Origin of the sequence: Bifidobacterium saimiriisciurei (genome assembly GCF_010667655.1) — a bacterium.
Taxonomy (GTDB): Bacteria; Actinomycetota; Actinomycetes; order Actinomycetales; family Bifidobacteriaceae; genus Galliscardovia; species Galliscardovia saimiriisciurei.
In genome coordinates this window covers 127,339-140,937 of the sequence record NZ_WHZU01000008.1, presented here as the reverse complement: position 1 = coordinate 140,937, position 13,599 = coordinate 127,339, and the positions used below count along the sequence as shown (strand labels likewise).

Genomic DNA, 13,599 nt, shown 5'->3' with positions numbered 1-13,599 from the left:
AGACGAAGGCGTACGAAGGTACGTCGAAGTTCGCAGCAACGAAGTTAACGCCTCATAGAGAAAATCGCCGGATAACGTGTGTGTCATCAAGGCGTGAAACATGAAGGCGTACAAAGGTACGTCGAATGTTTCACAACGCAGAGGACACTCCGTTATCCGGCGATTTTCAGATGTCGTAGCGCCAGGAGCGGTCCGTTACTACTCGCGCCATCGCGAGTCCGATGGGCAGGCAGATGATGACCATGAAGGCGCGGAAGGCCCAGTCCAGGGCGCTTTGGGTGTTGAACTGACCGAGATAGAACATGGCGCGGTACATGTACATTCCGGGAACCATGATGACGATGGAGGGAACGGTGAGGCAGATTCTCGGATAGCCGAGGTGCGGGGGCAGGATTCCGCGGCGGACGGCGGTGCGCCATGCTGCGGCAAGGAGCCCGGCGAGGAAGGCGCCGATGAAGGTGGCGGCTTCGGGGGGCATGTGCAGCAGGTCGGTGAATTCGAGACGCAGGGTGTCGGTGATGGCGCCGATCGAGGCGGCGACGAGGCACATGCGCTGGGGGGAGTTGAACATGACGGAGAAGCCCCAGACTCCGATGAACGCGAAGACGAATCGCAGGATGCCGGTGATCCAGACGTTGAGTCCCTGGGGCTCGAAGCCCTGGGGGTTCAGCATGACGATGCGGGCGACGGCCCAGCCCGCGAGGGTCGCCATGAGAATGATGGACAGGGCGTAGGTGAGTCGTTGGATGCCGGAGGGGAAGTCTATCTTGGCGATGTCGAGCCCGCCGGTGATCAGCGGGAAGCCGGGGATCACGAAGAGCATGGCGCCGATGTAGGCGGTGTCGTGGGCAAGGGCGATGGGGTTGTAGAGTCCGATGAGTCGCAGCGTGCCGGTGCAGGCGAGCGCGGCGACGAAGACGGCGACGAAGGTGACGAAGAACTGGTTGAGATGCTTGGCGAAGAGCTTGCGTCGCAGCCAGTGGCCGATGCCGGCGCCGACGAATGCGCCGGCCATGTCGTAGAGTCCGCCGCCGAGGAGGAAGACGAAGGATGCGCAGGCGAGCGCGGATGCGAAGCCGGCGAAGAGCGGGGTGTAGAGCGGCTTGCGGTGTTCGATGAGGTCGAGCCGCTTATGGGCCTCGCGTACGGTGATGGGCTTGAAGTTGGGGTCGGAGGCGTTGGGCGCGAGTTTGCCGACGTGGTCGAAATGTTCGGCGTATCGGCCTTTGGGTGGCTGATGATTGCGGTTTCTGGTGGTTTTCCTCGTCTGCGTGCCGGAGACGGAGGATGCGCCGGCGGCGGCCGCGGCTGCATTGGCGTCGGCGTCAGCCTTGGTGGCGACCATCTCGCGCACGATGGGGTCGTCGGCGTCGATGTCGCGCTGACGGTCGAGTTCGCGCAGACGCTCCTCCTTGGTGGTGGCGTTGGTGGCCTGCATGGGGGAGCCGTCCGGAATCGGGGCGATACCGTTCTCAGCAGCGGATTCGCCCGCCGCCTTGGCGTGCTTTTCCTTCAGCCGCAGTTCCTTGGCGGCCTTGGCGGAAAGCTGCGACATGTCCTTGGCGTCAAGATGTTCGACGAGTCTGTCGGAGACCTCGACGCCGCGATTGTGGTAGACGGCGGAGTGGCCGAGGTTGACGCTGAACCAGTCGGCGAAGTGTTCGAGCAGCCAGATGCGTTCCGTGTTCACGCCGGTGGTGGGCAGGTCTATGACCTCGGTGATACGATTCTTGCCGTCGGTACAGGAGGCTTCGATATCGGTAAGGTTCACGTCGGCCCGCACGTGCACTCCTAGCGGGTAGGCGATGCGATGCATCATCTGACGCACGCGGAAGCTTCCCGTACCGGCTCCCAAGTCGAGCATTCCCACGCGCACGATGACGCTGGTCTTGGCGGCGATGCCGGCTTCGACGACCGGCTTGTCGAGGTCGCGTTCGATGTCCTCCATGTCGAGGGGGATGGAATGCGTATGGTACTTCGTGACCTTTTCCACGCCGGCCGGCATGGCGGAGCCATGCGCGGTCGCGGTCTCTTCATGCTTCTTCCCGAAAATCACAGCACTATATTTACTCTGTCGTTGGGAACGAATTCGTGACAATCGTTGATTGTCCATAATTTATCGGGGAAATTTTCGTCGTCAATCTGCGTTTTCGGGCCGAAATCCCATGGTCATGAAAACTGTTGGAAATAAAACCCGTGTTATGCGCCCTACAATGAAGGGGCGTCTGTTCACTGGCTTTGGGTTTGGAACGGTCGGCATCAATAACTGCGGAGGAGCCGCAGAAAGCCGATAGACGAACAACCAGTGACGAGGCTAAGGAGGTCTGGATGACATCAACAGACGAGACAATCAAAGCCGCGGACTCGGGCATCATCAGCACCGGTACCGGCACGAAGGGCCCGGAGGAGCAGGGCTTGCCCGCCGATCTTCGCGGCAATATGGATCTGTTCCTTCGTCTGCTGCGAACCGTGTTGAACGAGTATGACGAGAATCTGCTCGAAAAGTTCGACACGCTGCTGGATTACGCCAACGAGGCGACCAGCGAGGAGTTCGGCGGCAAGGGACTGGGATATGAGGATCCCGATCCGGAACAGGCCGGTTTCGATAAGGCCGTGAAGCTTATCGATTCGGTCTCCGTGGATGATGCGACGCTGCTGGCACGCGCGTTCGCCACCTATTTCCACCTGGCGAATCTAAGCGAGGAGAACTACCGCGTGGCCGTGCTGCGTTCGCGCGAGAAGGAAGTCCCGCTGAACGCCGCGACCGATCCCATCAACGAGATGACCGGCGCCTACAAGCGCATCATCTCCGAAGTCGGTCCGGCCCAGGCTCAGAAGCTGCTGGACAAGCTGGAGTTCCATCCGGTGTTCACCGCGCATCCGACCGAGGCGCGCCGCAAGGCCGTCGAGGGCAAGATCCGCCGCATTGCAGAGCTTTTGGAGGAGCGCCCCGCGCTGGGCGGCTCCGATCTGGCGGAGAACGAGCGCAAGATGCTCAACGAGATCGACGCGATGTTCCGCACCTCGCCGATCGCCCTGAAGAAGCCGACGCCGGTCGAAGAGGCCGACACGATCCTCGACATCTTCGACAACACGCTTTTCGACACCGTCCCCAAGGTGTACCGCCGCTTCGACGACTGGGTGCTGGGCGACAACGCGGGCAAGGTCCCGCCGGTGTGCCCCGCGTTCTTCCACCCGGGCAGCTGGATCGGCTCCGACCGCGACGGCAACCCGAACGTCACCGCCAAGGTGAGCCGTCAGGTGGCCCGCAAGTTCTCCGATCATGTGATCGCGAAGCTCGAGGAGGCCACCCGCGAGGTCGGCCGCAACCTGACGCTGGAATCCAAGGACACCAAGCCGTGCGCCGGCCTGCTGGACCTGTGGAGCCACCAGCGCGAGATGAGCGAGCGTCTGACCGCGAAGGCCGAGCTGATCTCCACCAAGGAGCCGCATCGTGCGGTCATGCTGGTGATCGCCGACCGTCTGCGCGCGACCATCGACCGCGACCACGACCTGATGTACCACTCCTGCGAGGACTACATCGCCGACCTGAAGACCGTGCAGAAGTCCTTGGCCGACGCCGGCGCCCCGCGTGCCGCCTATGGCCCGATGCAGACGCTGATCTGGCAGGCCGAGACGTTCGGCTTCCACATGGTCGAGATGGAGTTCCGTCAGCACTCCGTCGTGCACTCCCGTGCCCTGGACGACATCCGCGAGCATGGCCTGCACGGCGAGCGCGGCGAACTGCAGCCGATGACCCGCGAGGTGCTCGACACCTTCCGCGCACTCGGCTCCATCCAGCGCCGCAACGGTCTGAAGGCCGCCCGCCGCTACATCATCTCGTTCACCAAGTCCGCGCAGAACATCAAGGACGTGTACGAGCTGAACCGTCTGGCGTTCGCCCATCCGGAGGACGTGCCGACCATCGACGTGATCCCGCTGTTCGAGCAGCTCGAGGATCTGCAGAACTGCGTCGGCGTGCTTGACGGCATGCTGCGCATCCCGGAGGTTCAGGCCCGCTTGAAGGCCACGAACCGCAAGATGGAGGTCATGCTCGGCTACTCCGATTCGTCGAAGGACGCCGGTCCGACCACCGCTACGCTGGCCCTGCATGAGGCCGAGGCCCGCGTGGTCGCATGGGCCGAGGCCAACGACATCGACCTGACGCTGTTCCACGGTCGTGGCGGCGCCGTCGGCCGTGGCGGTGGCCCCGCCAACCGTGCCGTGCTGGCCCAGCCGCGTGGCTCCGTGAACTGCCGCTTCAAGCTCACCGAGCAGGGAGAGGTCATCTTCGCCCGCTACGGCAACCCGATCCTGGCCGTGCGCCACATCGAGTCCGTTGCCTCGGCGACGCTGCTGCAGTCCGCCCCGAGCGTCGAGAAGACGAACACGGAGATGACCGCGAAGTACGCCGACATGACCCAGCAGCTGGATGACGCGTCGCACGCCCGATTCCTCGACCTGCTGAACACGCCGGACTTCGCCCCGTGGTTCTCCATCGTCACGCCGCTCACCGAGGTCGGCCTGCTGCCGATCGGCTCCCGTCCGGCCAAGCGCGGCCTCGGCGCGAAGTCGCTCGACGACCTGCGTACGATTCCGTGGGTGTTCTCCTGGGCCCAGGCGCGAATCAACCTCGCCGCCTGGTACGGCCTCGGTTCCGCCTGCGAGCAGTTCGGCGACCTCAAGACGCTGCGTGCGGCGTACGAGGAGTGGCCGCTGTTCAGCACCTTCATCGACAACATCGAGATGTCGCTCGCCAAGACCGATGAGCGCATCGCCAAGCTGTACCTGGCTCTCGGCGACCGCGACGATCTGCGCGACAAGGTGCTGCACGAGATGGAGCTCACCCGCAAGTGGGTCCTGAAGATCGTGGGCGACGAGTGGCCGCTGCAGCACCGTCACGTGCTCGGCCAGGCCATCCGCATCCGCTCGCCGTACGTGAACGCCCTGTCGGTCACGCAGGTGCGTGCGCTGCGCTCGGTCCGCCGTCGTGACGAGAAGAACGAGTTGAGCGAGTCCCAGACCGCCGACTTCATCTATCTCATCCTCTGCACCGTGTCCGGTGTCGCCGCCGGCCTGCAGAACACGGGCTGATTTCGATTTTGCACCGCGTAGGGAAAACCCCGATTCGTTCTGTACGGATCGGGGTTTTCCCTTTTCCGGTTCACGAATCGCGAGATACCCGCGAATTTAGCGCTCACAACGCCAGTATCTCGCAATTCGTGAACTGAAGAGGAAAGCACAACCTACACTGGAGGAACCACACCGAAAGGGGACAGCATGGACGCACAGGCTCGGATCGCGGCGACATGGAGCCGTCTCATCGAAGGCAATCGTCGGTTTGCGGAGGGCGAGGCGCAGCGGCCGCATCAGGACCGCACCACGCGCGAATCGCTCGTCGGCGGCCAGCATCCCGATGCGGCCGTGCTTTCCTGCTCGGATTCGCGTGTGCCGCCGGAAATCGTCTTCGACCAGGGGCTTGGCGACCTGTTCGACATCCGCACGGCCGGCGAGGTCGTCGACGACGCCGTGCTCGAATCGTTGGAATACGCCATCCAGCATCTGCACGTCTGTCTGATCGTCGTCATGGGCCACGAGAACTGCGGCGCCGTGGCCGCCGCAATGAAGGTGCTCGCCGGCGACGAGAACACCGAGGACGAAGGCTTCCGTTCCATTCTCATGCGCGAGGTCGGCGCCTCCGCCCGAATCGCGTTCGCCGCCGACGACGAGGCGACGGCCGAGGACGTGGAACGCATCCATGTGGCGCAGACCATCGAGGCGCTCGTCACCGATTCGCCGGTGATTCGCGGCGCCGTGCGTTCCGGCGAGGTCGCCATCGTCGGCGCGAGGTACAAGATCTCCGACGGCAAGGTGGAGGTGCTGTCGTTCTAGACGGCCTGGTGTTGCGGCTCCCGAGAGGGGCGGACCGCCTTGCGGCAGACAGCAGTCAGTCGTAAAGGGGCTCGGATAGGGTGGAGCCATGTCACTTGGTTTGAATATCCTGCTGATTTTCGTCTTTCTGATCATCGGCGCCATGTTCTCCGGCACCGAACTGGCATTGGTGAGCCTGCGCGGCTCGCAGATCGAGCAGATGGAACAGGAGGATGCCCGCGGCGCGCGCGTGGCGAAGATCGCCCGCGACCCGAACACGTTCCTTTCCACCGTGCAGATCGGCGTCACGCTTTCCGGCTTCCTGTCCGCATCGTTCGGCGCCTCGTCGATCGCTCCGTTCCTGATTCCGCTGGTCGAGGGCTGGGGTGTGCCCACGTTCGTGGCCAATCCGCTCATCACCATCGGACTGACGCTCGTCATCTCCTATTGCTCCATCGTCATCTCGGAGATGGTGCCCAAGCGCATCGCCATGCAGAAGACCGAGGCGATCGCCCGCGCCGTCGTGCCGGCGATCGACGTGTTCGCCACCATCTGCCGCCCCATCATCTGGCTGATCGGCAAGAACACGAACGGCATCGTGCGTCTGCTCGGCTTCGACCCGAATGAGACGGAATCCGAGGTCAGCGACGACGAGCTGCGTGTGCTCGTCTCGTCGAACACGAATCTGAGCAAGGACGAACGCGTGATTCTCGACGACGTGTTCGACGCCTCCGAAACCATCGTCGCGGAGGTCATGAGGCCGCGTGCCGACGTCGTGTTCATCGACGGCGACATGGCCATCGAGGAGGCCGCCGACTTCGTGCGGGACAAGCCGTATTCGCGATATCCGGTCATCGGCAAGGACTTCGACGACGTGCTCGGATTCGTGCATGTGCGCGACCTGCTCGACATCCGCAACAAGCAGGCCAAGACGGTCGCCGACGTGACCCGCGAGGGCATCTCGCTGCCCGGCACGTCGAAGCTGCTGCCCAGCCTGTCGCTGCTGCGCAAGCGCGGCATCCATCTGGCCATCGTCATCGACGAATACGGCGGCACCGACGGCATCGTGACGCTGGAGGACATGACCGAGGAACTCGTCGGCGACATCCGCGACGAATACGACCTGCCCACCGAACCCGGCGGCGCGAAGCCCGGATCCGCGTTCGTGGGCGGCGTGGCGCGCATCGACGGCGGCATGACCATCGAGGACTTCGACGAGCTCACCGGCATCGAGCTCGAGGACGGCCCATACGAGACCGTCGCCGGATATTTCCTCGCCAAGACCGGCGAGATGGGCAAGGTCGGAGCCGTGCTGCATTCCGATGACGGATACGACATGGTCATCACCGAGGTGGACGGCCGCCGCATCCAGACGATAGAGGTGCGTCGCAGCGGCGCGAATCCGCCGGCCGAAAGCGGCGAGCGCGATACCGACGGCAGCACGGCCGGCGATGCGCATACGGACTCGTCCGGCCGCAATAATCGCAATATGAATGACGGCGAGGCCGCCGAGCACGAATAATCGGCTGATTACAGCCCGTTCGACCACGAATCGATGATGGCCCGCCGCCGCACATCCCATGATGATGCGGCGGCGGGCCATCATCGTTTATCCACGACCATCCGGAGTACGACAATCTACGACATTACGACAATCAGGACAATAGGACAATCAGATTAAGACACTGTAGGACAAGACAATCACCAATGTCTTGTCCTACATAGATATCAATGTCCCAGTACAACGAGGTGCGATGTCTTATGTCCTGACTTATCACGGATAAGCACGAGGCGGCCGGCGAACATGGCAAAGCCGCGATGCGGCGCTACAAAGCCTTGGCGCCAGCGGCTTATTGAATCCCGCCCCTGCCCCGAAACAAAAACCGGCGGCGGCCTGTGCATGGACAGTGCGCCGCAATGTCCAAGTAAGACAAAAGGAAAGAAGACATGATTGGGGTAGGACTATATTCATGTCCTAATGTCCGACAAATACCTAGGACAATATCAAGACAACGTTGTCTGTATGGACGTCCATGCAAACGCCTATATGCGCCGACGCCTGTTCATCAGCTCGGTCTTGGCCGCCAGCAGCTGCTCCAGCAATGATGCGGACTCCCTCAAGCCGGCAAGGGTGGCTTCCAGCCGTTCGATCTCGGCGCGTTTGCGGGCAAGACGGTTCCTGAGGTCATTGATCTCGGCGGTCGTCACCGTCGTCCTGGCATGCAGATTCTCGGAGGTCGCGGCGTTCACAGCACCCACGGAAGCAACGGCACTCACGGCGTCTGTGGAAGAGGACTCCATGGTCCGGTCCTCCGTCTCCCGCGAAGCGGAACGACTATAGGATTCCCCCGACGCCGGGGAAACCGTCGAGGATGCCGCTCGGCCGCGCCTGCCGCGACGCAGTTTTTCGGCCTCTTCCGCAGCCACGACCCAATGGCCCTTGTCGTCCTTCTGGGCGGCCAGCTTCCCCCGGAGAATCCTCTTGCTCAAAGCCGCCTGCGAGATCCCGGTCTTTTGAGACAGCTCGCTTAACGTGTACATGTCGGACATATCTGCTCCTTGCGTCTTCCAAGTCTTAGAGTAGGGGACTTGCCGGCAACGCGTCAAAACCCGCATGCAGTATCAGATGCCGCACCGTCGAGTGCGAAAGGGAAAATGGAGTCATCGTCTGCATGACGACCGGTTGACGATCAACTGATAATCAGCCATACCAACAAGAAAGTGTGAATACCATGACTCTGAAATTCACCGTTCCGGGGCTCAGCGACGAGCAGGCCGAGAAGACCATCGCCATTCTGCAGAATCGTCTCAGCCAGGAGCAGGAGGCGGCACTCGTACTCAAGCATGCGCATTGGAATGTGCAGGGACCGAACTTCATCGCCGTACACGAAATGCTCGACCCGCAGGTCGAGGTCGTGCTCGCCCAGGCCGACGAGACCGCCGAACGCATCGCAACGCTGGGCGGCGCACCCGACGGCACGCCGGACGCCATCGTGCGCAACCGCTCGTGGAAGGGACTCGACCTCAAGGGCCGTGCCTCCACCGAGGACTACATCAAGGCGCTGATCGACTACTACGACGTGTTCATCACCGACGACCGCAAGGCCATCGCCGAGCTGGACGAGCTCGACGTCGTCAGCTCCAACATCATCCAGGACCACGTGCAGGCGCTGGAGCTCTTCCAGTGGTTCCTCCGCAGCCACATCGCGTAGGCGCCGGGAAATATTGATATTGCCCTACGGCTCCTCTTGATAGGGGAGCCGTTTCCTATACCAACTGGTTCAGTTCGCGACGCAGACGCTTCCATTCGGGCAGATACTGCGTCATGCGACGTTGGAACCCCACACCGTGGCCCCGCTCCCACAGATGCGTCAGCTCATGGACGAGCACGTACTCAAGATATGCCTCCGGCAGGAACGCCAATTCGAGATTGATGCGTATGCGTCCGGTGGCCGGCGTGCATGACCCCCATCGCGTGCTCATGCGACGCAGCGAGATATCCGTCGGAATCTTGCCGACGATGGGCACCCAATACAGCAGCATCCGGGAGATGCGTTCGTTGAGAATGCGCTTGGCCTCGCGCTTGCGCTCCTCGCTCCACGGCTGCTTGAGAGGCGACCGCTCTTCGGCGTTGACGACGCTGCGACGCTGCGATTCTATCCAATCGCGACGGGAGTGCACGAACCGGGCGATGGCCGCACGGCTGAGTTTCTGCGGCGCGGTGATTTCGATACGACCGTCCGGCGGTTTGATGCGCAGATACATGTTCTTGACTGTCTTGCGCGTCACGGTGACTTCCAGCCCCTCGATGTCCAGCACCTCCACCGACAGGGTCTGCGCACGACGGCGGGATGACGCGCGGCGCTGCGAGACGCCGCCCCTTCGGCGACCGTCTGATGGGGGAGTGCGCGCTGGTTCGTTCATGCCCATAATCATTCCGCGACGGGCCGATAACCGTGACTTTCATAGCGGCGTTCATAGCGGTATTCATAGCCGAGGCCAATCGCGACACGCCGATTAGACAGATTACGAACCCCTCGCTAATATAAACACTTGTGCGTTTGAGAAAACGCAACGAGTTGGGCCCGTAGCTCAGGTGGTTAGAGCGCATCCCTGATAAGGATGAGGTCGGAGGTTCAAGTCCTCCCGGGCCCACACAGAGAAGAACACAGCGGCTTTTCGAGCCGCTTTTTTTCTCTCTATGCAAGACTAAAATAGTCTGAAGCGGGGCATTGGCGCAGCTGGTAGCGCATCTGCTTTGCAAGCAGAGGGTCACCGGTTCGAACCCGGTATGCTCCACTCCTCAAAACGCTTGAAATCTCAACGGTTTCAGGCGTTTTTCATTATCGTATTTTCTGCGTATTTTCATCTCATTTCAGCAAGTTGTCACAATCCTTGGGGCACGCGGGGGACACGAAAGTGCGCCACCGCCCCAAGACGACGCACCGAACCAGGACGAATCTTGGCGGGGTTATCGCACGACTATCGCACGACACGCCTCTGAGAGGACGTGCCCTCCGAACGACATGCGTGATGCCCCTAAGCGCATCGTCACGCGGAGATCACGATATTGGCGACGGTCATGGCGATCAGACCGAGCACACCCGTAGACGCCAGGCACAGGCCGGCGAGCTTGGCGTTGCCGAGCACGCGGTCGGTGAACAGCGTGGAGAACACGCCCACCGGGGCGAAGCACACGAAGATAACGGCCTTGCGCACCCACGGGTCGACCGGCAGCAGGAACCATGCGGCGGCGGAGAGGATGAACGCGAACGCCCAGCGCCACGCGATCACAGTGGCAAGCGGCTTGATTTCCTTCATGCCGTTCGGCAGGTCCATGAGCATGCCGACCATGAACATGGCGCAGAACGCGTTGGCGTTCGACAGCGGCTGCAGAATATGGCCGACGACCGGCGGAATCGAAAGATGCGTGACCATCAGCACGAGCATGAGCATGTACGTCATGAACGCGGCGGAACTGTAGAAGTTGCGGGCTATGCGGCGGAGATTGGCACGCCGCTGGAGTCGCTTGGCATCCTTGTCGAGGATCTTGCGCGGCGGCTTCGGACCGAGCGGCTTCGCCTGCTCCTCGGGGGAGAGCGGGTGCGTGTCGTCGATGCGCAGCAGCTGCGTGGTCACGGCGTTCATGCCGGCGGACATCATCACCGAGTTGCCGATGTCGAACATGACCAGAGCCACGGCGGCGGACGGCCCCATAAGCGCCTGCACGACCGGCAGAGCGAAGCAGCCGATGTTGAAGCCCGAACCGTTGAGCATGTAGTACGCGCGATTGCCGAGCGGTGTCTTGCCGGTGCACGCGTAGATGACGAGGATGGGAATCAGTGCGGCGAGGAAGCCGAACAGCGCCACCCACAGCAGGCTCATGTCATGCTCGTTGCTGATGAACGAGTTGACCACGGCCGCGGGCAGCAGCAGGTTGAAGACGATCTTCTGCATGATGCGGTAGTCGTCGGTCTTGCACCATCCGATACGTTTGAACGCGTATCCCAGCAGGATGATGCACAGAAACACCACCGGGTCGATAATCTTCTCCATACATTCGCCTTCTTCGCTATCAGTCGTTCGGTCCGTGTTCGTATTCGTCGTTCTCCGCCGTTCCGCCACCGCTCCTCAACCGTGAGGCCGGCGGTTCGCGACGTGAATCGGTTGCCTGCGTCGTAGCAAACGTTATAACGGTATATCGTTTCGCCGCCGATGGCCGCATTATTGGCCATGATTTTCCGCGAATACAACGATCGGGAAACATCATGGCGACGATTCGAATCGGGCGATGTTACACAATCGCCACGATTCATACAGAGAAATCCAAGGATTTCACAGCGTTATGCCAAGAGTCGTGTTGTTATATAAGAACTGTCAACGGAAACGCTGATGAGATTCCTCTCTTCGAATCTGATAACTGAACCCTTCTTCTCTCTTCCTCTCTCTACCCCGGCGTTCCAACCCGCCGGGGTTTCTCTTTTTCGACGCCGTCACCGATGATTCAGGCCACGGATTTTCTTCATCGCACCGCGGCCGAGCGCGTGGGCGGAGCCGGCGCCCTGGCCGCGCACGCCGAAGATGGAAAGCAGCACCATGATGAAGCAGAGCGCGCCGCTGATGCGCAGCACCCATTGGATGCCGAAGATGCTTGCGGCGACCGCGGCGGCCTGTCCGCCGCCGAGCGCCGCCTGCCGCGCGTCGGCGATGACCTCCATGAGGATGACCAGCACGGGCGCGCCCATCGCGCCGGCGATCTGACGGGCGGTGTTCGTCACCGACGAGCCTGCCGAAACGTCCTCCGGCTCAAGGCAGTTGAGCGACCATGTGGTGACGGGCATGAGCACGAATCCCATGCCGATCTGGCGGATGAACTGGCAGATCGACACCCACCAGATCCACGAATCGGCGGAGATGAGGCTCATCGCCAGCGTACCCAGCGTCAGGATGATGCTGCCGGAAAGCACGACCGGTCGGGCGCCGAACGTGTCTAGCGCGCGGCCGCCGAAGAACTGCGTGATGGCCATGCCGATGGCGCCGGGCAGCATGATGACGCCGCTCATGAGCGCCGAATAGCCTCGGTCGTTCTGGATGTACAGCGGCATGATCACGAGGATGGAACTGAACGCGAAGAACGCGACCGACGCGGTGATCGTGCCGACCATGAAGCCGCGGTTCTTCAGCACGCGCAGGTTGAGCAGCGGCTTGTCACGTCGCAGCTGACGGGCCACGAACCAGATGATGCCGAGCACGCCGATGGTCATCGGCAGCCACGTCATCGGGTGTGTGATGGGGAAGGATTCGATGTTCGTGAATCCGAACATAAGTCCGCCGAAACCGAAGATCGAAAGAATGACGGAGAAGAAGTCGGCCTTGACGGTCGGATCATGCTCGCCGAAGTTCCGCAGGCCGAGTACCGACGCCGCCAGACAAACGATTCCAATGATAGTGAGTGTCATGAAAATCGAACGCCAGCCGCCGGCATCGACCTGCCAGCCGCCGAGCGTCGGGCCGATGGCGGGCGCCACGCTCATGGCGAGGCCGACCGTTCCCATGGCCATGCCACGGCGGGAGAGCGGATAGATGGAGAACACGGTGATCTGCAGGACCGGCCACATCACGCCCGTGCCGACGGCCTCGAGGATACGTCCCAGCAGCACCAGCACGAATGTGGGCCCGAACCACGAGATCGCCGAGCCGACGGTGAATACGGCCATCGAGGTGACGACTATCTGCCTCGTGGAGAACCGGCGTGTAAGGAACGCGGTCAACGGCACCATCACGCCCATGACGAGCTGGAACACAGACGTGAGCCATTGGCCGGTCGTTACGCTGATGTGGAATTCGTCGACGATGGCCGGCAGCGCGGAGCTCAACTGCAGCTGCGTGAAGTTGCCGACGAACGTGATGAGCGTGAGTATCGACAGCGAGATCAATGCCACGCGGGTGAGACGGCCGTTTTGGAACGATTCCTCGCGGGTCAGGGCACGACCGGCGGAGCCGCCGCGTCGAGGCTTTCGCTCTTCGGGATGTTCCGAATCGGCGACGTCCGCACCGGCAGCGTCTGCACCGGCTACATTGCCGCGTCGTTCTTCGTATTCTTCGGGTTCTTCGGAATGCCGTTCCTCCGTCATGCTTCACCTGTTTCCGTTCGTCGCTCGTCCTCCTGATGGCCCGCCGGCGGTACCTTTGCTCATGGTGTGTAACGGTTCACATCGTACGTTTCAT

Annotated in this window: 9 protein-coding genes and 2 tRNA genes; 6 read left to right on the top strand and 5 right to left on the bottom strand. The window is 61.9% G+C overall.

From position 1 onward, the window contains the following. Nucleotides 1-166: 166 nt before the first annotated feature. Nucleotides 167-2,005: a threonine/serine exporter family protein gene (locus tag GFD18_RS06435; RefSeq protein WP_225432938.1), complete on the bottom strand. Its 1,839-nt coding sequence runs from the start codon at nucleotides 2,003-2,005 to the stop codon at nucleotides 167-169. Between the two features lie 323 nt (nucleotides 2,006-2,328). Between GFD18_RS06435 and GFD18_RS06430 the strand changes: the two genes are divergently transcribed. The 3 genes from GFD18_RS06430 to GFD18_RS06420 all read left to right on the top strand — a co-directional run bounded on the left by GFD18_RS06430 (nucleotide 2,329) and on the right by GFD18_RS06420 (nucleotide 7,393). Next, nucleotides 2,329-5,094, top strand: coding sequence for a phosphoenolpyruvate carboxylase (locus GFD18_RS06430; RefSeq protein WP_163198889.1), 2,766 nt, complete (start codon nucleotides 2,329-2,331; stop codon nucleotides 5,092-5,094). 186 nt (nucleotides 5,095-5,280) lie between these two features. Further along, entirely contained in the window at nucleotides 5,281-5,892 is a 612-nt protein-coding gene (locus tag GFD18_RS06425; RefSeq protein WP_163198887.1) for a carbonic anhydrase, read from the top strand. A gap of 88 nt (nucleotides 5,893-5,980) precedes the next feature. Next, on the top strand, nucleotides 5,981-7,393 hold the full coding sequence (locus GFD18_RS06420) for a hemolysin family protein (RefSeq protein ID WP_163198885.1): 1,413 nt from the start codon (nucleotides 5,981-5,983) through the stop codon (nucleotides 7,391-7,393). 521 nt (nucleotides 7,394-7,914) lie between these two features. On the opposite strand, the gene GFD18_RS06415 is transcribed toward GFD18_RS06420, so the two are convergent. Next, the gene (locus tag GFD18_RS06415; protein ID WP_163198882.1) at nucleotides 7,915-8,421 is read right to left on the bottom strand and encodes a hypothetical protein; all 507 of its coding nucleotides are present in this window, start codon (nucleotides 8,419-8,421) and stop codon (nucleotides 7,915-7,917) included. A gap of 182 nt (nucleotides 8,422-8,603) precedes the next feature. On the opposite strand from GFD18_RS06415, the gene GFD18_RS06410 reads away from it, so the two are divergent. Then, nucleotides 8,604-9,083, top strand: coding sequence for a Dps family protein (locus GFD18_RS06410; RefSeq protein ID WP_100510383.1), 480 nt, complete (start codon nucleotides 8,604-8,606; stop codon nucleotides 9,081-9,083). A gap of 55 nt (nucleotides 9,084-9,138) precedes the next feature. Here GFD18_RS06410 and GFD18_RS06405 read toward each other — a convergent pair whose 3' ends face one another. Then, nucleotides 9,139-9,795 carry a M48 family metallopeptidase gene (locus GFD18_RS06405; protein WP_318644377.1) on the bottom strand — a complete coding sequence of 219 codons (657 nt, stop codon included), beginning with the start codon at nucleotides 9,793-9,795 and terminating at the stop codon, nucleotides 9,139-9,141. Nucleotides 9,796-9,952: 157 nt separating this feature from the next. Between GFD18_RS06405 and GFD18_RS06400 the strand changes: the two genes are divergently transcribed. Continuing rightward, nucleotides 9,953-10,026: transfer RNA gene (locus tag GFD18_RS06400), tRNA-Ile, on the top strand. Nucleotides 10,027-10,097: 71 nt separating this feature from the next. Continuing rightward, a tRNA-Ala gene (locus tag GFD18_RS06395) sits at nucleotides 10,098-10,170 on the top strand. A 252-nt stretch (nucleotides 10,171-10,422) separates the two neighbouring features. Here GFD18_RS06395 and GFD18_RS06390 read toward each other — a convergent pair. Beyond that, the gene (locus GFD18_RS06390) at nucleotides 10,423-11,427 is read right to left on the bottom strand and encodes an AEC family transporter (protein ID WP_163198879.1); all 1,005 of its coding nucleotides are present in this window, start codon (nucleotides 11,425-11,427) and stop codon (nucleotides 10,423-10,425) included. A 437-nt stretch (nucleotides 11,428-11,864) separates the two neighbouring features. Further along, nucleotides 11,865-13,505, bottom strand: a complete 1,641-nt coding sequence (locus GFD18_RS06385; protein WP_163198877.1) for an MDR family MFS transporter — start codon at nucleotides 13,503-13,505, stop codon at nucleotides 11,865-11,867. Nucleotides 13,506-13,599: the final 94 nt, after the last annotated feature.

What these genes read in the sequence shown, in the direction of transcription:
- GFD18_RS06435 (WP_225432938.1), bottom strand. Translation starts at nt 2,005, where the DNA reads ATGCCGGCCGGCGTGGAAAAGGTCACGAAGTACCATACGCATTCCATC.
- GFD18_RS06430 (WP_163198889.1), top strand. Translation starts at nt 2,329, where the DNA reads ATGACATCAACAGACGAGACAATCAAAGCCGCGGACTCGGGCATCATC.
- GFD18_RS06425 (WP_163198887.1), top strand. Translation starts at nt 5,281, where the DNA reads ATGGACGCACAGGCTCGGATCGCGGCGACATGGAGCCGTCTCATCGAA.
- GFD18_RS06420 (WP_163198885.1), top strand. Translation starts at nt 5,981, where the DNA reads ATGTCACTTGGTTTGAATATCCTGCTGATTTTCGTCTTTCTGATCATC.
- GFD18_RS06415 (WP_163198882.1), bottom strand. Translation starts at nt 8,421, where the DNA reads ATGTCCGACATGTACACGTTAAGCGAGCTGTCTCAAAAGACCGGGATC.
- GFD18_RS06410 (WP_100510383.1), top strand. Translation starts at nt 8,604, where the DNA reads ATGACTCTGAAATTCACCGTTCCGGGGCTCAGCGACGAGCAGGCCGAG.
- GFD18_RS06405 (WP_318644377.1), bottom strand. Translation starts at nt 9,795, where the DNA reads ATGAACGAACCAGCGCGCACTCCCCCATCAGACGGTCGCCGAAGGGGC.
- GFD18_RS06390 (WP_163198879.1), bottom strand. Translation starts at nt 11,427, where the DNA reads ATGGAGAAGATTATCGACCCGGTGGTGTTTCTGTGCATCATCCTGCTG.
- GFD18_RS06385 (WP_163198877.1), bottom strand. Translation starts at nt 13,505, where the DNA reads ATGACGGAGGAACGGCATTCCGAAGAACCCGAAGAATACGAAGAACGA.